This is a genomic window from Phyllobacterium sp. SYP-B3895 (assembly GCF_009647635.1).
GTDB classification, from domain to species: domain Bacteria; phylum Pseudomonadota; class Alphaproteobacteria; order Rhizobiales; family Rhizobiaceae; genus Phyllobacterium; species Phyllobacterium pellucidum.
This window is the reverse complement of the sequence record NZ_WJIG01000003.1, coordinates 784,435-801,829: the sequence shown is the minus strand read 5'-3', so window position 1 is coordinate 801,829 and position 17,395 is coordinate 784,435. Positions and strand designations below refer to the sequence as shown.

The following is a 17,395-nucleotide window of genomic DNA, read 5'->3' as shown; positions in this document are numbered from 1 at the left end:
ATGATCCCGCGCTATTCGCGGCCGGAAATGGTCGCCATCTGGTCCCCGGAAACGAAATTCCGCATCTGGTTTGAAATCGAGGCGCATGCCTGCGATGCGCTTGCCGAACTCGGCGTCATCCCCAAGGAAGCGGCGAAAACCATCTGGGAAAAGGGCGGCAAGGCAACGTTCGACATCGACCGCATCGACGATATCGAGCGTGAGACCAAGCACGATGTTATCGCGTTCCTGACCCACCTTGCCGAGATTGTCGGTCCGGATGCGCGCTTTGTCCATCAGGGCATGACCTCCTCGGACGTTCTCGACACCTGCTTTAACGTGCAGCTGATGCGCGCAAGCGATATCCTTCTCTCCGACCTGGACAAGCTTCTCGCCGCGCTGAAGACCCGTGCCTTCGAGCACAAGGATACCGTCACCATCGGGCGCAGCCATGGCATCCATGCCGAGCCGACCACCTTCGGCGTGAAGCTCGCCCAAGCCTATGCCGAGTTCGAACGCTGCCGCAGCCGCCTCGTCGCGGCGCGGGCCGAGATCGCCACCTGCGCAATATCCGGTGCGGTCGGGACATTTGCCAATATCGATCCATACGTTGAAGAACATGTGGCCAAGGCATTGGGAATGCAGCCGGAACCGGTTTCGACACAGGTCATTCCGCGCGACCGCCACGCCATGTACTTCGCCACCCTTGGCGTCATCGCTTCGTCAATCGAACGGCTGTCCGTTGAAATCCGCCACCTGCAGCGCACCGAAGTCCTCGAAGCCGAAGAGTATTTCTCTCCCGGCCAGAAGGGCTCTTCGGCCATGCCGCACAAGCGCAATCCAGTCCTCACCGAGAACATGACCGGCCTTGCCCGCATGGTCCGCGCCTTCGCCCTGCCGGCGATGGAAAATGTTGCACTTTGGCACGAACGCGACATCTCGCATTCGTCCGTCGAGCGCATGATCGGTCCGGACGCGACAATTACGCTCGACTTCGCACTGGCCCGTCTCACCGGCGTCATCGAGAAGCTTCTCGTCTACCCGGACAACATGCTCAAGAACATGAACAAGTTCCGGGGCCTCATCCACTCGCAGCGCGTGCTGCTCGCCCTCACCCAGGCCGGCGTGTCGCGTGAGGATTCCTACCGTCTGGTGCAGCGCAACGCCATGAAGGTGTGGGAGCAGGGCAAGGATTTCCTCGAAGAACTTCTGGCCGATGCGGACGTGCGTGCGGCCCTGCCCGAAGAGACAATCCGCGAGAAGTTCGACCTCGGCTACCATACCAAACATGTCGATACGATCTTCAAGCGCGTGTTCGGTAGCTGATGTAGCAAACGCTCGACCTTAAAGCCGAGCGTTGCCAAAGTATCGGCGATCAGCCGCGTTTCGCGGGAACGATGCGGATCACATTGCCCCAGGGATCGACGATTTCGCGTTCGTCATTTGCCGTAGCCGAGTTGAATTCCGCCCAGGCAAGCCCGGAGCGGTCATTGTCCCGCCGCCCCGCGCCGCGGCTTTGCCATGAATTTGCCGCGACGTGGTGGTGGTAGCCGCCCGTCGACATGAATACGGCGCTGCCGCCGAAGCCTGCCACTGTTTCGAGACCAAGCTCCTTGTGCCACCATGCCTCCGCGTCCTTGGCATTGCCGACGCGCAAATGCAGGTGTCCAACCATTGTGCCGTCTGGGGCCGACGACCAGGGCGTCTCGCTCCCGGGTTCCGCAACCAGGCTGCCGACATTGAGTGCCTCTGTGCCCATCGCCACCGACGAACCGTTCCAGGTCCAGCTCTCATGCGGGCGATCCGCATAGATCTCGATGCCGTTGCCTTCGGGATCGGTCAGGTAGATCGCCTCGCTGACGAGATGATCCGAAGCACCAACGATAGGCGTGCGCTTTTCGATGGCGCGCTTGGCCCAGCGCGCAAGATCAGCGCGGGCGGGTAAGAGGAATGCGGTGTGGTAAAGTCCGGCGCTGTGCGGATCGTCCGCGCGCACCGCATCTGCCTGCTCGATCTCAAGCAAGGGCGTTTCCCCCGCTCCGAGAGTGACCGATTGACCTTTGCGCGAAATCTCGCGCAGGCCCACAACCTCCTGGTAATATTTCGCCAGCGCGTCGGCGTCCTTGGCCTTGATGCCGACCTTCGACACGTGGACCGGCGCCGTTGCCGCAAAGGATGTGTTTTCCATTCTCGTCTCCGCGCGGGCAATTCCCGCTGTTGCGACGAAAGCAATAGACCCGCCAACCAGTTCCCGGCGTGTGATCGCCATGCTTTCCTCGAAAAAATCTCGTTCCCAGTAAGGTCGGATTTATCGGCGTTTGATACAAGCCGAAAGCAGCGAACAGCTTGTTCACAAATAATGAACTTAAAAGGCATGATTGTTTACTAACCATGCGAGCCCGGTGAGGTGAAGCGGCGGCGCCATCATTCCTGAGATTTTGCGGAGGTGCTACACTTGCGCAATGTTGCGATCCCGAAGTGATTCTCCTAAATACGCCGCATGAAAGTCAAAGACGTCGATATTCTCATCGTTCCCGGTTACACCAATTCCGGCCCCGATCACTGGCAGACCCGCTGGGAAGCCAAGCTATCCACGGCGCGCCGCGTCGAGCAGGCGGAGTGGACGAAACCGGTGCGCGAGGACTGGGTGGCCGCGGTCGTCAAGGCGGTCAATGCGGCGACAAAACCCGTGGTGATCGTCGCCCATTCGCTTGGCGTTCCGACGTTCGTCCATGCAATTCCGGAGATCGGCGCCAAGGTGAACGGCGCCTTTCTCGTCACCCCGCCCGACGTTTCGAACCCGAAGATTCGGCCAAAGCACCTGATGACGTTCGGCCCCTACCCGCGCGAACCCTTCACCTTTCCTTCGATTGTCGTTGCCAGCCGCAACGATCATTATTGCGACTATGCGGTCGCCGAAGACCTTGCCGCCGCCTGGGGATCGCTTTTCATCGATGCCGGCGAATCCGGCCACCTCAACGCCGAATCCGGCCATGGCCCCTGGCCGGAAGGCTCCATGGTCTTTGCGCAGTTCCTGTCGCGGCTTTAGGGTTTGTTCAGCCCGTCAAGGATGCTTTGCACGCCGAGTGTCAGGTAGCCCGTATCAACGGCAAGCGCCAGGTAAGTATAGCCGAGCGCACTGAAGCGATTGGCCATGTCGGCGTTCGCCGCATAGATCGCGGCGAATTTGCCGGCAGCCTTGGTCCTCGCGGCAATTTTTGTCAGTGGCTCGATGATTGCGTCCGAAGCTGCATTGACCTCGGCGCCCTTGCTCCAGGCGATGGAAAAATCCGACGGGCCGACGAAAATGCCGTCGATGCCTTCGACGCCCAGAATGTCGTCCAATACCTCGTAGGCGGCGATGGTTTCTATCATTGCAAAGGCCAGCGTCGACTCGTTGGACTCGCGCAGATAGGCGCCGGAGCCGCCCGCCCCATAGCTCGCGGGCCGACCGCGCAATTGTCCCCACGACCGTTCGCCCAGCGGCGGATATTTCATCGAAGCAGCAAAAAGCCGCGCATCCTCGACGCTGTTGATCATCGGCGCCACCACGGCATCGACCCCGATGTCGAGCGCGCGGCTCGCCATATCGAAGCGTCCAACCGGGATACGCACCAATGCCGGTTTCTGGGTTGCACGCAGGACGCCGGTCAGCGCAACGACGCTCGCCGTGTCGTGGGCGCCGTGCTGCATGTCGAGAAGCACCGCATCGAGCGGGGTCCGGCACAAGGCTTCCATGACCAGTGGGTCGGTCACGCTCGACCAGCCGGAATAGAGTGTCTCCCCAGCCCTCAGGCGCGACGCAAATGACATGTTTCTTATCCTTCTTCGATTTCGCGCCGGAGTATGGGAAACGCCGCCACGGCGGGTCAAGTCGCCGCCATAAAAAAAGCCCGGCGCTGTGGCCGGGCTTTTGCGTTCATAAAGCTCGGATCAGGAACCTTCGATCTGGCGGATCGCCTCGACCATCAGTTCTTCCATGGTGCGGCGGATACGATGGTCGGACGTGTCGATACCTGCCGTATCGAAATCAGCGCGGATCTTGCGGAAGACATCGTCGTCACCAGCTTCCTGGAAATCCGCCTTGATGACTTCCTTTACATAGGCATCCGCTTCGTCACCGCTCTTGCCAAGCTTTTCGGCCGCCCATTGACCGAGGAGCTTGTTACGGCGGGCCTCCGCCCTGAAACGCAGTTCTGCGTCATGCGCATACTTGTTTTCAAAGGCGTTTTTGCGATCTTCCATTGTCATCCTCAGTTGCTCCCGCAATATGATCGGTTGGTTCAATGCTTAAACTACATCCGGGCCTTGGGCGTTTTTCAGGCAGTTCCCCAATGTTTTCGCTTCCTGGTTCATATAGCCATTCTGCACGAAATCGAAAGACCGAAATGAACCGCTGGAATCAATTTGTCGTAGATCGTTCATGGAGCACCTATATTCCACAAATCAGCGCACCTTAACAAAGGATCATTGTAGAATGCTTGCTTTTACGATAGTTAGCGCGCCAACATGACGGCGCTGCTAAGAACCGGGGCCGACCGATAACTCCAATACCGAGATTTGCAATGAACCGTCGCCGCCGTGTCTACGAAGGCAAAGCCAAAATCCTTTATGAAGGACCAGAGCCAGGCACACTCGTCCAGCACTTCAAAGACGACACCACCGTGCTGCATCCCAAGAAATCGGAAGTGATCGACGGCAAGGGCGTCCTCAACAACCGTATTTCCGAGTATATCTTCAGCCAGCTCAACCGCATGGGCATCCCGACGCATTTCATCCGCCGGCTCAACATGCGCGAACAATTGATCAAGGAAGTGGAGATCATTCCGCTCCAGGTCGTCGTGCGCAATATCGCCGCCGGTTCGCTGGCCAAGCGCCTCGGCATCGAGGAAGGCACCGTCCTTCCACGGTCGATCATCGAGTTCTACTACAAGAATGACGAGCTCGACGATCCTATGGTTTCGGAAGAGCACATCACGGCGTTCGGCTGGGCTGCACCGCAGGAGATCGACGACATCATGGCGCTTGCCATCCGCGTCAATGATTTCCTGAGCGGCCTTTTCCTCGGCGTCGGCATCCAGCTCGTCGATTTCAAGATCGAATGCGGACGTCTCTACGAAGGCGATCTCATGCGGATCGTTCTCGCCGACGAATTCTCGCCGGATTCGGCGCGGCTCTGGGACAGCCAGACCGCCGAGAAACTCGACAAGGACCGTTTCCGCCGCGACATGGGCGGGCTTATCGAAGCCTACCAGGAAGTCGCGCGCCGTCTCGGCATCATGAATGAAAACGAGCCGACCCGCCCCGCGGGACCGGTTCTGGTCAAGTAAGCACTCATCCAATCAGCTCGGAGAAGACAAGTCGATGAAGGCACGTGTCACTGTAACCCTGAAGAATGGCGTTCTCGATCCGCAGGGCAAGGCAATTGTCGGCGCATTGGGCAGTCTCGGTTTCGATGGCGTTGGTTCCGTGCGCCAGGGTAAGGTGTTCGACGTCGAACTCAAAACGTCCGACCGCGCCGCGGCCGAGGCCAACCTCAAGGCGATGTGCGAGAAGCTTCTCGCAAATACGGTGATCGAAGATTATAGTGTGGCGATTGATTGATCACTTTTGAGGATTCGCCATGGACGCTGCCACGACCGAGAAGATCTATTTGGAACTGCTTGAACTCGACCGGCGCTTGCAGGAACTCGTTGAAGAAATGCAGGGATTGACCTTTGAAATGCGCGAGACCCGCAAAGTGCTCGCCGAGGGACAAGCCCGCAACGACGCGCTGAAGCAAAAACTGTTTGGCAATCGTTTCCAAAACGCCGAGATGGTTGCACATGGCTGACGCAACACAGGATTTCGTGCACGAGCTTCTGCGTCGTTTTCATCAGCGGGTCGACAAGGCCGACGCCAGCATTCGGGACTTGCGGCACGAAACAAGCGCTATTCGTCTTCTGATCCAGGCCTGTCAAAGCGACATCAACAATGTCTATACCATGCTTCATCAGCATGAAGACCGTCTCGATCGCATCGAAAACCGTCTCGAACTTCGGGAACTCGCGGAAGCACAAGCAAGGTTTGAACCACACCCATGAAATCAGCAGTCGTTCTTCTCCCCGGCCTCAATCGTGACCGCGACATGATCGCGGCCTTGACCGACGTCTCCGGCGTCGCGCCCGAAACGGTGTGGCAGACGGACACCGAGATCCCCGATGTCGACCTTATCGTCATTCCTGGCGGGTTCTCCTATGGCGATTATCTGCGCTGCGGCGCGATTGCGGCGCGCATGCCGGTCATGCAGGCAATCCGCGAGAAGGCGAACAAGGGCGTCATGGTCATGGGCGTTTGCAACGGCTTCCAGATACTCGTCGAGGCTGGCCTCCTGCCTGGTGCGCTGATGCGCAATGCGTCGCTGAAATTCGTTTGCCGCCAGGTGAAGCTTGAAGTCACCAATGCCAATACCGCATTTACGCGCGGCTATTCGCAGGGCCAGATCATCCGCACCCCCGTCGCCCATCATGACGGCAACTATTTTGCCGATGCGGAAACGCTTGCCCGTCTAGAAGGCAACGGCCAGGTTGTCTTCCGCTACGCCGAGGGCACCAATCCCAACGGCTCAATCAACGATATTGCCGGGGTCGTCAACGAAGCGGGCAATGTGCTCGGTCTCATGCCCCATCCGGAAAACCTTATCGAAGCTGCGCATGGCGGCACTGACGGACGCGCCCTTTTTGCCGGTATCCTCGGAGTGGCTGCCTAGCAATTATTGACGAACCCTCTGCCGGATATACAATCGACCTATATCCAGCGGGGTCGGGTCATATGCGTGTAGCAAAGTGGGGCAACAGTCTGGCAATTCGCCTTCCAGCCTCCGTTGTCGATGCTCTCGAACTTCAGGAGGGCAGCGAAATCGAGATACGCATAGCGGGTGATCGCACCTTCGAAGTATCTTCCGATCAAACCCGTGAACGGGCGCTCGAGCGCATCCGCATCTTCCAGAAGAAGCTCCCACCTGATTGGAAGTTCGATCGCGACGACGCGAATGCCCGTTGAGTTCCTGGATACCAATGTTCTTGTTTATGCGTTCACCGACGATCCGAAAGGGCGGCGCGCTCAAGAACTTCTGAGCAAAGGCTGCGTCATCAGCGTCCAGATTCTGAACGGGTTCACGAATGTCGCCCGCCGCAAGCTCTGGACATGGATTGGACAGAAACCGAGGAGGCGCTTTCACTTATCGCCGTCTGTGCCCCACAGTCGTGTCACTCGATGTAGCCATGCACGATGCTGCGACCAGGATTGCGCGTCGTTATAATCTTCAGCTCTTCGACTCCCCTGTTGTCGCTTGCGCTATCAACAGCGGCAGTTCGGTGCTCTGGTCCGAAGATATGGGGGATGGAATGACCATAGATCGCCTGACAATCACCAATCCGTTTGGTCGTCCTTGATATCGCCCGCCATTTCGTTAGGCTCCTGCAGGAGCCCGGCAAATCACAGAAATAGCCGGCTCAAATGGAGGAACGTTCAATGAAGCTATATTCCCGGCCGCTATCTCCCTACTCCTCCATCATCCGTTGCATTGCCTATTACAAGCAGGCGCCGATCAAGATCGTTGCTCCGCCGCCTGGCTCGCCGATTCCGGAGGAATTCCGGGCGATTTCGCCCTTCAACCGAATCCCGGTCCTGATTACCGGCTCTGGCCTTACGGTGATCGAAGCCACCGTCATTGCCGAGTATCTGGAAGAGCATTTTCCCGAACCGCCGCTTTTGCCGGCCGACTCGCGCGACCGCGCTATTGTGCGGATGCTGGCGCGCGCGGCGGAGCTTGAAGTGCTCGCACCCACCATGGAACTCCTTGAACTGCTGTTCATGAAGTCGAAGGACGAAGCGCGCATCAGCAAATTGTTCAAGCAGATGGAAATCGGTCTTGCGGAAGTTGAAAACCGGCTCGGCCATGGACCTTATGCGCTCGGTGAAGAGATGACGCTCGCCGATGCATGGCTGACGCCGACCCGATTCGTCATGAACCCCTTCCGCCAATTGGCAGACCGGCCCGACCTGCTCGCTCCCTACCCGAGGTTCGACGCACTGGAGCAACGGATTGTTCAGGATCCGGTGCTATCGCTGGTCTGGTACGAGATGGTGGACGGCCTCAAAATATTCCTCGGGGAGCTCGAAACCGCCTGATCCCCTTTCCCGCATAATCCCGGTGCCGAACAGCGGTTCCGGACAGCTTATGCATAGATGTCCTCTGTGCCCACGCGAAGTGGCGCAGTCGTGGAGAACACCGCATGAAGACGCCGTCGATCGGTATTGCCCTGATGATTTCGCTCGCTGCACTCGCTGGATGCCAATCCAAGAGCAAGCCTGGACCGGGCAGCCTTGCCTTCAATTCTGAGAAGGCGGCGCTGCCGACGATGGAAAGGGTCGCGCTCGCCGCCAATGCCTGCTGGTTCAAGTCCGGCGATGCAACGTTCAAGCCCTACCGTCTCGCTCCCGAACTCGATTCCTATTCGGGAAGGCCACGCATCCTCGTCGTACCGGCGAGCAATCCCGGCGGACGGCCTTTGCTTGTCGTTCATGCCGAGGGCAACCCTGCAAAGGTCGAGGCGTTTGGTCCGCTGATGATGCATTCTTCAGGCAATCGCATCGCAGCAGACGTTCGCCGCTGGGCGAGCGGACAATCGTCCTGCGCAGCCAGCGGTTAGAGTCGCCGTCATCGTCGCGTTGCCCGCGCCTCCCTCTCCACCGTCATGCACGCGCCTCCTTCTCCGCCGTCATGCACGTGCCTCCCTCTCCACCGTCATGCACGTGCCTCCCTCTCCACCGTCATCCTCGGGCCCTTGACCCGAGGACCCATTTTTCCTTTCGACGGTCAACAGCTTCCAGGTGGATTCGGGCCAAGGGCTCGTGGATGACGGAAAGGGCGGTGAATATACCGCGACATGGTTTTCAGGTGGGTCCTCGGACCTACAGCCCGAAGATAACGACGGAAGCACCGATAACGGCGAGGTTTATCCCGAGAAGTAGTTACCGAGATCGGCTTCGATGTGATCGCGCGTCAGGCCGAGGTCCTTAAGCCCGTCTTCGCCGAGGGAGCCAAGCTCAAGCCGCGACCGCCGCCGGTCGATTGCATTTCCCACCCAGCCGAATAGACGGCCGAAACGATTGCTGTGCGCATGTACTGCCAAGCCTGGATGAACGGGCCTGGCGGGATCGATATAGGTCGTACCCATTACTGCCTCCATGTGTCATCACTTGCATGATACCTCGTTATCTGTGCCGCGCCGCACAAGAGCGCGCGGCGCCCGCACGTTGCATCAATCCCAGAAGAAGCGCTTGACCTCGCGCCGCGCTTCGGCAGGTGCAATGCCAATGTCTTCGAGTAATTCGTTGCTCAGTTCGCTGAGATGCATGCGCGTGCGCCGCTTCAGCATTGCGCGACCGAACCAATTGACGAGCGCAACAATTGTCACGGTCCGCGAGGGTGTCGATGACCGACAAATTTCGCTCGTGCCAGCGCAATCCGCGCCTATTGTCTCTATTGTGCTCATCATTGGCTCCTTTAAGCCGATCATTGACTCTTATTTTGAATGATTGTCTCTATGTATTGACTCAATTGGAAGCGCAATATATTAATTGTCACCATGACAAATTGGCTTCCGAATCTTGAACCTGGCAAAGGCCCGCTTTATTTGCAGTTGGCCGAGCGTATTGAATCCGATATTGCCGAAGGCGTGCTCGCCCCCGGCACGAAGCTTCCGCCGCAGCGCAACCTTGCCTTCGATATCGGTGTCACGATTGGCACCGTCGGCCGTGCTTACAATCTCATTCGGGAACGAGGCCTCGTCAGCGGCGAAGTCGGTCGTGGGACATATGTCACCGAGCGCAGGGAACCGGTGCTTGAACAGCCCTCCCCGCGCACCGAGACGTTTGGCGGCACGCGCAACCAGGCGGTCGAACCTGGCAGAATACGGCTCGATAGTACGGCCGCCATCGACGTCGGCCAATCGGAAGCGATGGCAAGGTTGCTGGCTGGCATCACCAAGCAATATCCCTCTGAGATCGCAAGCTACTCCCGCACCCTGCCCGCCTCCTGGCAGGTAGCCGGCAGCCGTTGGCTTTCAGCAGCTGGATGGGCACCGGAGCCCGCGTCGATTGTCCCGACCCTCGGCGCTCACTCCGCGATTCTCGCAATCATCGCCGCTGTAACGGTTCCAGGCGACCGCATCGCTTTCGAGGAACTGACCTATTGCTCGGCTGCCCGCAGCGCCAACCTCATGGGACGGCGAAGCATCATCATACAGACTGAGAGCGGCTCGCTCACCCCTGGCGATTTCGAACGGCATTGCGCCCAGCAGCACCCGAAGCTCGTCTTCCTGATGCCTTCGCTGCACAATCCAACGGCCGCCACCATGCCGGAAGACGACCGGCGCGCAATTGTCGATATTGCGCGGCGCTACAACGTCTGGCTAATCGAAGACGAGATCTACGGTTCGCTCACCCGCCACGATCATGTCAAACTTGCCGAACTCGCGCCGGAGCGGACATTTCACATCGGCGGGCTGTCGAAATCCGTGGCCGCCGGCATTCGCAGCGGCTGGGTCGCCTGCCCGCCTCACCTCTCAGCCCGCGTCCTCACGGCCCACAAGATGGTCAGCGGCGGCGTTCCCTTCATGATGATGGAACTCAGCGCACAACTGGTCAATACCGGCGAAGCTGACACCATCCGCAACGAGGTATGTGCCGAAGTGAACGCACGCGAGGCTTTGGCGCGCTCCGTCTTCACCGGTATGGAATTCGCGTCGCAGCCGCATTCTCCGTTCCTGTGGATGAAACTGCCTGATCCATGGCTCTCCGGCACGTTCAAAAATGCCGCGCTCAATGAGGGCGTGATGATTGACGACGAGGACGAGTTCAAGGCCGGACGCAGCGAAAAGGTGTTTCACCGTGTTCGCGTCGGCCTGACCGTCCCGACGACCCGTCAGGAGCTCGGCCAGGGTCTGTCGGTGTTGCGCCGCCTGATGGAGTCCGACAACGCGAGCTACGACAGCTATTCGTAACTGAGTAGTGAGTGGGTGAGTAGTTAAGCGAGGGCGTCTTTGGGTAGGTAGCTGGGCATCTGTCCGTGCGTGCGTGACTGCGTTCGTTCGGTGCCTGGTTGATCCTTGCCGTTCGAAAGACGGGCAGCTTTACCCGCGACCCTTCATCCTCCGACCGACTGGCACCTTTACCCGCGCCCCTCCACCCTCGGACCGAATGGCACCTTGCCGCAACCCTTCCCCTCTCCGTCATCCTCGGGCCTGACCCGAGGATCCACCTTCAACCCGCCACCAGCCCGGCAAAATCGAAGATCTTGCGGTCGAGCAAATGGCTCGGCCGGGTGTTGGCGAGGGCGCGGATCATCGTTTCCTTGCGGCCCGGCATGCGCCTTTCGATGTCGGCCAGCATGGCCTTCATGGCATTGCGCTGCAGGCCCTCCTGGCTGCCGCACAGATCGCAAGGAATGATCGGAAACTGCATGGCGCCCGCAAACTTTTCCAGATCATCTTCCGCGCAATAACTCAACGGCCGCAGCACCATCAGGTCGCCTTCGTCGTTGAGAAGCTTTGGCGGCATTGCTGCGAGCCGTCCGCCGTGGAAGAGGTTCATGAAGAAGGTTTCGAGAATGTCCTCTCGGTGATGGCCGAGTACCAGCGCAGCGCAACCCTCTTCCCGGGCGACGCGGTAGAGGTGCCCACGGCGCAGGCGCGAGCACAGCGAACAATAGGTCTGGTTTTCGGCGATCTTGTCCGTGACCACCGAATAAGTGTCCTGATATTCGATGCGGTGCTCGATACCGTTGGCTTTCAGGAAATCCGGCAGGATGTGCTTGGGAAAATTCGGCTGTCCCTGGTCGAGATTGCAAGCGAGGAGTTCGACAGGCAGCAGACCGCGCCATTTTAGGTCGAGCAACAAGGCCAGGAGCCCGTAGGAGTCCTTGCCGCCGGAAAGTCCGATCAGCCAGCGCTCGCCGGGCTTGACCATGGCGAAGTCCTCGAGCGCCTGGCGCGTTTGGCGCAGGAGCCGCTTGCGCAACTTGTTGAACTCGACGGAGGACGGCACGCCGAGAAACATCGGATGGCAGCCGCTTGCGTCGGTGAGGTCAAGCTCATGGATGGTCATTGAAGTATCCCGCTACGATCCGGTTCGTCGCCTTAATTGCATCGCGGGCTCATCGAAGGCAAGTCCTTCATTGTCCGAAGACGGACCAGCCGGTGCGCTGGGCGAGCAATTCGAGCGCGGCCGACCCGAGCAGCGAGTTGCCATTCTCGTTCAGTCCCGGCGACCAGACGGCCATCGAGGCTTTGCCCGGCGCCACGGCAAGAATGCCGCCGCCGACACCGCTCTTGCCCGGCAGGCCGACGCGATAGGCGAAATCGCCAGAGCCGTCATAATGCCCGCACATCAGCATCAGCGCGTTGATGCGCCGCGCGCGGCCCGGTGAAACGACGCTGCCGCCATTGAGCGGATTGCGGCCGGCCGACGCGAGATAAAGCCCGGCATGGGCAAGCTGGCGGCACGACATGGCGATAGCGCAATGGTGGAAATAGACCCCGAGGACATGCTCGACGGGATGATTGAGATTGCCGAAAGCGCGCATGAAATTGGCGAGCGCGATATTGCGATAGCCGGTCTGCGTTTCGGAACGCGCAACGTTCTCATCGATGGCTATAGTTTCATCATCGGCGACGTGGCGAATGAACTGCACGATTTCCCCGATCGCCTCCCTCGGTTGATGCCCGGCGAGAACGACGTCCGCAACCGCGATCGCACCCGCATTGATGAAGGGATTGCGCGGCTTCCCCTTCTCCTGCTCAAGCTGGACAATGGAATTGAAGGCGTTGCCGGAAGGCTCACGCCCGACTCTCTTCCACAGCCCGTCGCCGATCTTGCCGAGCGCAAGCGTCAGCGTGAACACCTTGGAAATGCTTTGTATGGAGAAGTTGGTTTCGGCATCGCCCGCAACATGGACCTTCCCGTCAACCGTTATCATGGCGATGCCGAACTGTTTCGGGTCCACCGTCGCGAGTTCCGGAATGTAATCGGCGAGTTTGCCCTCGCCGATGCGGCCGGAAAGGTCGCTATAGACACTGTCGACGATAGCCTGAAGGTCGGTCATGGCCGGACTCCGGTTGAAAAAAAAGCCGCCGAGATTTCTCCGGGCGGCTTTTTCTGAAATTCAGAACTGATTAACGCGAATAGAATTCGACGACCAGGTTCGGTTCCATCTGTACAGCGTATGGCACGTCGGAGAAAGCCGGAACGCGGCTGTACTTGGCAACCATCTTGTTGTGATCGACTTCGAGATATTCGGGAACATCGCGTTCAGCGAGCTGAACCGATTCCAGAACGATCACGAGCTGCTTCGACTTTTCGCGAACTTCGATGACGTCGCCAGCCTTGCAGATGTAGGACTGGATGTTCGTGCGGCGGCCGTTGACGTTGACGTGGCCGTGGTTGACGAACTGGCGCGCGGCGAAGATGGTCGGAACGAACTTGGCGCGGTAAACGATCGCGTCGAGACGCGACTCGAGCAAACCGATCAGCTGTTCGCCGGTATCACCCTTGCGGCGTGCAGCTTCCTCATAGGTCTTGCGGAACTGCTTTTCCGAAATGTCGCCGTAGAAACCCTTGAGCTTCTGCTTGGCGCGCAACTGCACACCGAAGTCGGAAAGCTTGCTCTTGCGGCGCTGGCCATGCTGGCCCGGGCCGTATTCGCGGCGGTTTACCGGGGACTTCGGACGGCCCCAGATGTTTTCGCCAAGACGGCGGTCAATTTTATACTTGGACGATTCGCGCTTGCTCATCGCATTTCCTTTCAACAAATACGAACCGGAGCTCACGCGCCGGTTCAAGGAAACGCGCCCTCCTCTGCCTCCTTTGTGTGAAGACTGACAGAATGATTCACGCACGCATTGCGAAATCACTCACGGGACACGTCAAATGAAACGCAGAGCCGTTGGGCCCTGCGCTGGGGTGGCTTCTAGTGGGAAGGGCCAGGGATGTCAAGCGGGGGCGCGCCTGTTTCAGCGGCTCACATTATTTGAAACCCATGGCCCGGTTGAGGCGTTAGGTTAGACGCTCAACAGGAGTAGAGCCGATAATGACCCTATTCTCGCAGCATTCTCGCAGGTCCGTACTTCTTTTATCCTTCACCGCCCTTATCGCAAGCACAATGATCATCACGACGTCCGACGACGCCGATGCACGGCGCCGGCGTCCGCCCCGTGCGGTCACAACGGCGGCGCCACTGCCTTTCGTACCGCCGATCCCTGAATCCAATCCCCGGGCGGCACAATCGACCGAAACGCCTAAACCGGAAGAAAAGCCCAAGGAGGAAATCCAGAAAGCGGATCCTGAAACGCCGGTTCCTTCGCAAAAACCTGCTGCCGGGGAAAACAAGCCCGAACAGGCGTCAAAGCCTGACGTGAAGCCTGGCGAGCAATTGGGACCCAATCCGCTCCCAAAACCGGAAGAAGCCGGCAAAAACACCGAGAAAGGCGATCAGGAAGAGAATGTCGAAAAGGTCGATCCTTCGATCTCACCGGAGCGTGTCTATCAGAACGCCTGTCCAGCGTTGATGAACGGCGAAGTCGAGGGCTCACTCATTCCGCCATTGTCGGAGGGCATCTGCGGCGAACGTTCCCCTTTGAAGATTACGGCGATCGGCAAGGATACTCCGGTGAAATTTGCCGCCGCTATTACCACCAACTGCGCCATGGCCGGTTCACTGGCCAATTGGATCGTCGAGGTGCAGACGGAAGCACAGAAGGATTTCGGAGCGGAAATCGAAAGCATCACCACCGGCTCAGACTATCAGTGCCGCAAGGTAAACAACGGGCACAAGGGCCGTGTGTCGGAGCATGCCTTTGCCAACGCCCTCGATATCGTCGCGTTCAAATTCAAGAATGGGAAGAAGACGGAACTCGGTTCAGGCTGGAAGGGTTCGCCTGAGGAACAGACGTTCTGGCGCGCCTTGCACAAGGCAAGCTGCGACCGCTTTATGACGGTCATCGGCCCCAACGGCGATGCCGCACACCAGGGCAACCTGCACCTCGATCAGGGCTGTCACGGAAAGAAGTGCGAGGCGCGCATCTGTCAGTAAAGGCGCGCCTCGATCAATCACTCGCTGGTTTTCTTTTTCGGCAGGCCCTTGCGCTTGGTTTCGGCAAATTCCTCCAGCTGCTTTTCGCTCATCGAGTCATACATGCTCTTCGAGGCACCCTGGAGTTCGCTCTTCTTGGTTTCTCCGCGCTTGGCCGAAAGCGCAGCACCAGCGGCCTTTTGCTGGGCTTGGGATTTTGCGGGCATCGGATTTCTCCCTGTGGGTGGTTGCACAAGGAAAGAAACGCAAGCGCCATGGCTCGGTTCCCCGCCGAACGTTTCTGCTGACTTGGAAAGTATGAAGGGGGCAGGCGGGCCCCCTTCGTCGCCTCTGGCTAATCTGTTAGCTGCGATGCTTTTGCTTCTTGACCGGCTTGACTGCTTGTACGGGCTCGAGCGACAGACTGCTGACACCGACAGCAACGTTGAAACCCTGCGTTCCTTCGGTGCTGAACGGCTGCAGGCCGATATTCTTGTTGGATCCGCCGATAAGCGCGTTGGCGCCAAGGCCGAGCCCGACGGAAGCACCCGCCGACACGCCGACATACTTGCCGGCAAGCGCATTGGCACCCGGCTTGTTGTCAGCTGTCGTCACCACGGTCCAGCTCAGATACGATTTCTGCGTTATACCGAGGTCAAGGCCAAGTTTACCGAGACGGCCCTTGTAATTTTCAACCGAACCGTCGCGATGCTTGTAGGCACAGTTGATCGCCTTATTCGACCCGAAAACCAACCCGACGCCGCCATCGACCTGGCACGACAGGATTCCGATATGGGTTGCTTTCGCTGGTGTTTCGGCTTTCGTCGTCTTGGCAGTAGCTGCCATGGTGCCACCGGAAAGGGCGGTCGCCGCCACAATGAGCGCCGGAATGAATCGTACCATAATTGTCTTTCTCCGTTGATCTTAATGAAATCACTATCGGCACATGAAGCGCCTCAATGAACCATTCCCCGGAAAATCCCGAGGGCTGCCTTAAACGTTCATATGATTGGATGGTTCCGGCGGCCGTGCCAACTTCACACTTGACGCAGCAGATTGCCGTGTGTCAGCCGATTGGCGCCGCGTCGAACACCTTGCGTGCGTCCCTGAGACTGTCACGGTTTTTTACCGCCCATTCGCCAAGCGCGCCGATCGGCACCGCAATCGAATGGCCCATCGGCGTAAGCGCGTAGCTAACTTCCGGAGGCGAGGTCGGCTTGACCGTCCGCAACACAAGCCCTTCGCGCTCGAGCGAACGCAACGTTACCGTCAGCATTCGCTGCGAAATACCCTCGATCATTCGCCGCAGCACATTGAAGCGGCGCGGTCCCGCCTGGAGATTGATGATCGTAAGCAGGCTCCACGAATCGCCGATAATATCGAGCACCTCGCGCATCGGACATGAGCCGCTGCCGTCCGATTCCATTGCCGCCATGGAAGCGAGAAGCGGCGTCTTGCCTTCGGTTTTGGCGTGAATGCTCATGCGCTCGATGTCCTTGCTGTGGCAGGTGGTTACCTGGATGTGCCCTGAAACGGAAAAAGTGCGTTCTTCCCAAGGCATGTTTCCTAGCATAGGTAGTTATCATTCGTAACTACAAAACGATGCGTACCCGCATCAAAGGAGCATCCCATGAAAATCGCATTGATTGGCGCCACCGGTTTCGTCGGCACGCAGATCCTGAAAGAGGCTTCGTCGCGCGGTCATGACGTGACGGCGCTGGTACGCAACGTCGACAAGGTAGAGAAGCGCGATGGCATCAAGGCTGTGGAAGCGGACGCGCTCAACACCGCCGATCTCGCAGCCAAGCTGAAGGGAAACGACATCGTCATATCGGCCTATAACCCCGGCTGGGACAATCCCGATATCAAGGCCATCCATATCGCTGGCAGCAAATCGATCACCGAAGCGACCAAACAGGCTGGTATCAAGCGCCTGATCGTGGTCGGCGGCGCCGGCAGCCTGCGTGCGCCAGATGGTTCCCAGTTCGTCGATGGCGCGGCGTTCCCGGCAGAGTACAAGGAAGGCGCTTTGGGTGCACGCCAGGCGCTCGAGGATCTTGGCAGCGAAACCGCACTTGATTGGACCTTCCTCTCGCCGCCCTTCGCGCTTGTTCCCGGCGAGCGGACCGGCAAATACCGCCAAGGCAAGGACGAGCCTGTCTTTGGCGCTGACGGCAAGAGCACGATCAGCACCAGCGACCTGGCAGTCGCTATTGTCGACGAGGCTGAAAAGCCGGCGCATGCGCAGGAGCGCTTTACCGTCGGCTATTGACCGCACGCGAAGTGCGTGGCGTTGCTTTCAGG

The 17,395-nt window shown here is 58.8% G+C and carries 24 protein-coding genes; 13 read left to right on the top strand and 11 right to left on the bottom strand.

Features of this window, described 5'->3' with window-relative positions:
• The gene (gene purB, locus GF108_RS16465; protein ID WP_153669083.1) at positions 1-1,305 is read left to right on the top strand and encodes an adenylosuccinate lyase; all 1,305 of its coding nucleotides are present in this window, start codon (positions 1-3) and stop codon (positions 1,303-1,305) included.
• A 49-nt stretch (positions 1,306-1,354) separates the two neighbouring features.
• On the opposite strand, the gene GF108_RS16460 is transcribed toward purB, so the two are convergent.
• Positions 1,355-2,248 carry a VOC family protein gene (locus tag GF108_RS16460; RefSeq protein ID WP_153669081.1) on the bottom strand — a complete coding sequence of 298 codons (894 nt, stop codon included), beginning with the start codon at positions 2,246-2,248 and terminating at the stop codon, positions 1,355-1,357.
• Between the two features lie 231 nt (positions 2,249-2,479).
• Here GF108_RS16460 and GF108_RS16455 point away from each other — a divergent pair, with 231 nt between their 5' ends.
• Positions 2,480-3,028 carry an alpha/beta hydrolase gene (locus GF108_RS16455; protein ID WP_153669079.1) on the top strand — a complete coding sequence of 183 codons (549 nt, stop codon included), beginning with the start codon at positions 2,480-2,482 and terminating at the stop codon, positions 3,026-3,028.
• Here the strand turns inward: GF108_RS16455 and GF108_RS16450 are convergent.
• Complete coding sequence (locus GF108_RS16450) at positions 3,025-3,792, bottom strand: HpcH/HpaI aldolase/citrate lyase family protein (protein ID WP_153669077.1); 768 nt, start codon at positions 3,790-3,792, stop codon at positions 3,025-3,027. The two genes, GF108_RS16455 and GF108_RS16450, sit on opposite strands and share 4 nt — an antisense overlap.
• Positions 3,793-3,912: 120 nt before the next feature.
• Positions 3,913-4,230 carry a DUF1476 domain-containing protein gene (locus GF108_RS16445; protein ID WP_027231625.1) on the bottom strand — a complete coding sequence of 106 codons (318 nt, stop codon included), beginning with the start codon at positions 4,228-4,230 and terminating at the stop codon, positions 3,913-3,915.
• 314 nt (positions 4,231-4,544) lie between these two features.
• Here GF108_RS16445 and purC point away from each other — a divergent pair, with 314 nt between their 5' ends.
• From purC to GF108_RS16400, 8 genes are all read left to right on the top strand, one after another.
• Positions 4,545-5,309, top strand: a complete 765-nt coding sequence (gene purC, locus GF108_RS16440; RefSeq protein ID WP_027231626.1) for a phosphoribosylaminoimidazolesuccinocarboxamide synthase — start codon at positions 4,545-4,547, stop codon at positions 5,307-5,309.
• 34 nt (positions 5,310-5,343) lie between these two features.
• Positions 5,344-5,583, top strand: coding sequence for a phosphoribosylformylglycinamidine synthase subunit PurS (gene purS, locus GF108_RS16435; protein WP_153669075.1), 240 nt, complete (start codon positions 5,344-5,346; stop codon positions 5,581-5,583).
• Between the two features lie 19 nt (positions 5,584-5,602).
• Positions 5,603-5,812 carry a hypothetical protein gene (locus GF108_RS16430; protein ID WP_153669073.1) on the top strand — a complete coding sequence of 70 codons (210 nt, stop codon included), beginning with the start codon at positions 5,603-5,605 and terminating at the stop codon, positions 5,810-5,812.
• The gene (locus tag GF108_RS16425) at positions 5,805-6,062 is read left to right on the top strand and encodes a hypothetical protein (protein WP_153669071.1); all 258 of its coding nucleotides are present in this window, start codon (positions 5,805-5,807) and stop codon (positions 6,060-6,062) included. The genes GF108_RS16430 and GF108_RS16425 overlap by 8 nt, the downstream gene beginning before the upstream one ends.
• A complete protein-coding gene (purQ, locus tag GF108_RS16420; RefSeq protein ID WP_113280632.1) occupies positions 6,059-6,727 on the top strand; it encodes a phosphoribosylformylglycinamidine synthase subunit PurQ in 669 nt (222 codons plus the stop codon). The genes GF108_RS16425 and purQ overlap by 4 nt, the downstream gene beginning before the upstream one ends.
• A 62-nt stretch (positions 6,728-6,789) precedes the next feature.
• Entirely contained in the window at positions 6,790-7,020 is a 231-nt protein-coding gene (locus GF108_RS16415) for an AbrB/MazE/SpoVT family DNA-binding domain-containing protein (RefSeq protein ID WP_153669069.1), read from the top strand.
• A gap of 471 nt (positions 7,021-7,491) precedes the next feature.
• On the top strand, positions 7,492-8,151 hold the full coding sequence (locus GF108_RS16405; protein WP_153669065.1) for a glutathione S-transferase family protein: 660 nt from the start codon (positions 7,492-7,494) through the stop codon (positions 8,149-8,151).
• 104 nt (positions 8,152-8,255) lie between these two features.
• Positions 8,256-8,672, top strand: coding sequence for a hypothetical protein (locus tag GF108_RS16400; RefSeq protein ID WP_153669063.1), 417 nt, complete (start codon positions 8,256-8,258; stop codon positions 8,670-8,672).
• Positions 8,673-8,978: 306 nt separating this feature from the next.
• Here the strand turns inward: GF108_RS16400 and GF108_RS16395 are convergent, their stop codons facing one another.
• Together GF108_RS16395 and GF108_RS16390 are read right to left on the bottom strand one after the other, a co-directional pair.
• Positions 8,979-9,200 carry a DUF1127 domain-containing protein gene (locus GF108_RS16395; protein ID WP_172982654.1) on the bottom strand — a complete coding sequence of 74 codons (222 nt, stop codon included), beginning with the start codon at positions 9,198-9,200 and terminating at the stop codon, positions 8,979-8,981.
• Positions 9,201-9,284: 84 nt separating this feature from the next.
• Positions 9,285-9,518, bottom strand: a complete 234-nt coding sequence (locus tag GF108_RS16390; RefSeq protein ID WP_153669059.1) for a DUF1127 domain-containing protein — start codon at positions 9,516-9,518, stop codon at positions 9,285-9,287.
• Between the two features lie 93 nt (positions 9,519-9,611).
• Here GF108_RS16390 and GF108_RS16385 point away from each other — a divergent pair, with 93 nt between their 5' ends.
• Positions 9,612-11,027 (top strand): PLP-dependent aminotransferase family protein, encoded by a 1,416-nt coding sequence (locus tag GF108_RS16385; RefSeq protein ID WP_153669057.1) that lies wholly within the window; start codon positions 9,612-9,614, stop codon positions 11,025-11,027.
• Positions 11,028-11,286: 259 nt separating this feature from the next.
• Here the strand turns inward: GF108_RS16385 and ttcA are convergent, their stop codons facing one another.
• The 3 genes from ttcA to rpsD all read right to left on the bottom strand — a co-directional run bounded on the left by ttcA (position 11,287) and on the right by rpsD (position 13,814).
• A complete protein-coding gene (gene ttcA / locus GF108_RS16380) occupies positions 11,287-12,129 on the bottom strand; it encodes a tRNA 2-thiocytidine(32) synthetase TtcA (protein WP_153669055.1) in 843 nt (280 codons plus the stop codon).
• A 67-nt stretch (positions 12,130-12,196) separates the two neighbouring features.
• Entirely contained in the window at positions 12,197-13,126 is a 930-nt protein-coding gene (locus tag GF108_RS16375) for a glutaminase (RefSeq protein WP_153669053.1), read from the bottom strand.
• A 70-nt stretch (positions 13,127-13,196) separates the two neighbouring features.
• On the bottom strand, positions 13,197-13,814 hold the full coding sequence (gene rpsD, locus GF108_RS16370; RefSeq protein ID WP_027231636.1) for a 30S ribosomal protein S4: 618 nt from the start codon (positions 13,812-13,814) through the stop codon (positions 13,197-13,199).
• Positions 13,815-14,182: 368 nt separating this feature from the next.
• Between rpsD and GF108_RS16365 the strand changes: the two genes are divergently transcribed.
• Complete coding sequence (locus tag GF108_RS16365; protein WP_246663976.1) at positions 14,183-15,112, top strand: extensin family protein; 930 nt, start codon at positions 14,183-14,185, stop codon at positions 15,110-15,112.
• A gap of 17 nt (positions 15,113-15,129) precedes the next feature.
• Here the strand turns inward: GF108_RS16365 and GF108_RS16360 are convergent, their stop codons facing one another.
• The 3 genes from GF108_RS16360 to GF108_RS16350 form a co-directional block, all read right to left on the bottom strand.
• Positions 15,130-15,318 (bottom strand): DUF3008 family protein, encoded by a 189-nt coding sequence (locus tag GF108_RS16360; RefSeq protein ID WP_027231638.1) that lies wholly within the window; start codon positions 15,316-15,318, stop codon positions 15,130-15,132.
• Positions 15,319-15,454: 136 nt separating this feature from the next.
• On the bottom strand, positions 15,455-15,994 hold the full coding sequence (locus tag GF108_RS16355; protein ID WP_153669049.1) for a DUF992 domain-containing protein: 540 nt from the start codon (positions 15,992-15,994) through the stop codon (positions 15,455-15,457).
• Positions 15,995-16,157: 163 nt separating this feature from the next.
• Entirely contained in the window at positions 16,158-16,574 is a 417-nt protein-coding gene (locus GF108_RS16350) for a helix-turn-helix domain-containing protein (protein ID WP_153669519.1), read from the bottom strand.
• Between the two features lie 147 nt (positions 16,575-16,721).
• Here GF108_RS16350 and GF108_RS16345 point away from each other — a divergent pair, with 147 nt between their 5' ends.
• Entirely contained in the window at positions 16,722-17,363 is a 642-nt protein-coding gene (locus GF108_RS16345) for an NAD(P)-dependent oxidoreductase (RefSeq protein ID WP_153669047.1), read from the top strand.
• Positions 17,364-17,395 lie beyond the last annotated feature (32 nt).

Coding starts and splice junctions, on each gene's coding strand:
- GF108_RS16345 (WP_153669047.1), top strand. CDS start 16,722: ATGAAAATCGCATTGATTGGCGCCACCGGTTTCGTCGGCACGCAGATC.
- GF108_RS16400 (WP_153669063.1), top strand. CDS start 8,256: ATGAAGACGCCGTCGATCGGTATTGCCCTGATGATTTCGCTCGCTGCA.
- GF108_RS16460 (WP_153669081.1), bottom strand. CDS start 2,248: ATGGCGATCACACGCCGGGAACTGGTTGGCGGGTCTATTGCTTTCGTC.
- GF108_RS16430 (WP_153669073.1), top strand. CDS start 5,603: ATGGACGCTGCCACGACCGAGAAGATCTATTTGGAACTGCTTGAACTC.
- GF108_RS16405 (WP_153669065.1), top strand. CDS start 7,492: ATGAAGCTATATTCCCGGCCGCTATCTCCCTACTCCTCCATCATCCGT.
- GF108_RS16455 (WP_153669079.1), top strand. CDS start 2,480: ATGAAAGTCAAAGACGTCGATATTCTCATCGTTCCCGGTTACACCAAT.
- GF108_RS16415 (WP_153669069.1), top strand. CDS start 6,790: ATGCGTGTAGCAAAGTGGGGCAACAGTCTGGCAATTCGCCTTCCAGCC.
- rpsD (WP_027231636.1), bottom strand. CDS start 13,814: ATGAGCAAGCGCGAATCGTCCAAGTATAAAATTGACCGCCGTCTTGGC.
- GF108_RS16375 (WP_153669053.1), bottom strand. CDS start 13,126: ATGACCGACCTTCAGGCTATCGTCGACAGTGTCTATAGCGACCTTTCC.
- GF108_RS16450 (WP_153669077.1), bottom strand. CDS start 3,792: ATGTCATTTGCGTCGCGCCTGAGGGCTGGGGAGACACTCTATTCCGGC.
- GF108_RS16360 (WP_027231638.1), bottom strand. CDS start 15,318: ATGCCCGCAAAATCCCAAGCCCAGCAAAAGGCCGCTGGTGCTGCGCTT.
- ttcA (WP_153669055.1), bottom strand. CDS start 12,129: ATGACCATCCATGAGCTTGACCTCACCGACGCAAGCGGCTGCCATCCG.
- GF108_RS16365 (WP_246663976.1), top strand. CDS start 14,183: ATGATCATCACGACGTCCGACGACGCCGATGCACGGCGCCGGCGTCCG.
- GF108_RS16425 (WP_153669071.1), top strand. CDS start 5,805: ATGGCTGACGCAACACAGGATTTCGTGCACGAGCTTCTGCGTCGTTTT.
- purQ (WP_113280632.1), top strand. CDS start 6,059: ATGAAATCAGCAGTCGTTCTTCTCCCCGGCCTCAATCGTGACCGCGAC.
- GF108_RS16445 (WP_027231625.1), bottom strand. CDS start 4,230: ATGACAATGGAAGATCGCAAAAACGCCTTTGAAAACAAGTATGCGCAT.
- purC (WP_027231626.1), top strand. CDS start 4,545: ATGAACCGTCGCCGCCGTGTCTACGAAGGCAAAGCCAAAATCCTTTAT.
- GF108_RS16385 (WP_153669057.1), top strand. CDS start 9,612: ATGACAAATTGGCTTCCGAATCTTGAACCTGGCAAAGGCCCGCTTTAT.
- purS (WP_153669075.1), top strand. CDS start 5,344: ATGAAGGCACGTGTCACTGTAACCCTGAAGAATGGCGTTCTCGATCCG.
- purB (WP_153669083.1), top strand. CDS start 1: ATGATCCCGCGCTATTCGCGGCCGGAAATGGTCGCCATCTGGTCCCCG.
- GF108_RS16390 (WP_153669059.1), bottom strand. CDS start 9,518: ATGAGCACAATAGAGACAATAGGCGCGGATTGCGCTGGCACGAGCGAA.
- GF108_RS16395 (WP_172982654.1), bottom strand. CDS start 9,200: ATGGGTACGACCTATATCGATCCCGCCAGGCCCGTTCATCCAGGCTTG.
- GF108_RS16350 (WP_153669519.1), bottom strand. CDS start 16,574: ATGAGCATTCACGCCAAAACCGAAGGCAAGACGCCGCTTCTCGCTTCC.
- GF108_RS16355 (WP_153669049.1), bottom strand. CDS start 15,994: ATGGTACGATTCATTCCGGCGCTCATTGTGGCGGCGACCGCCCTTTCC.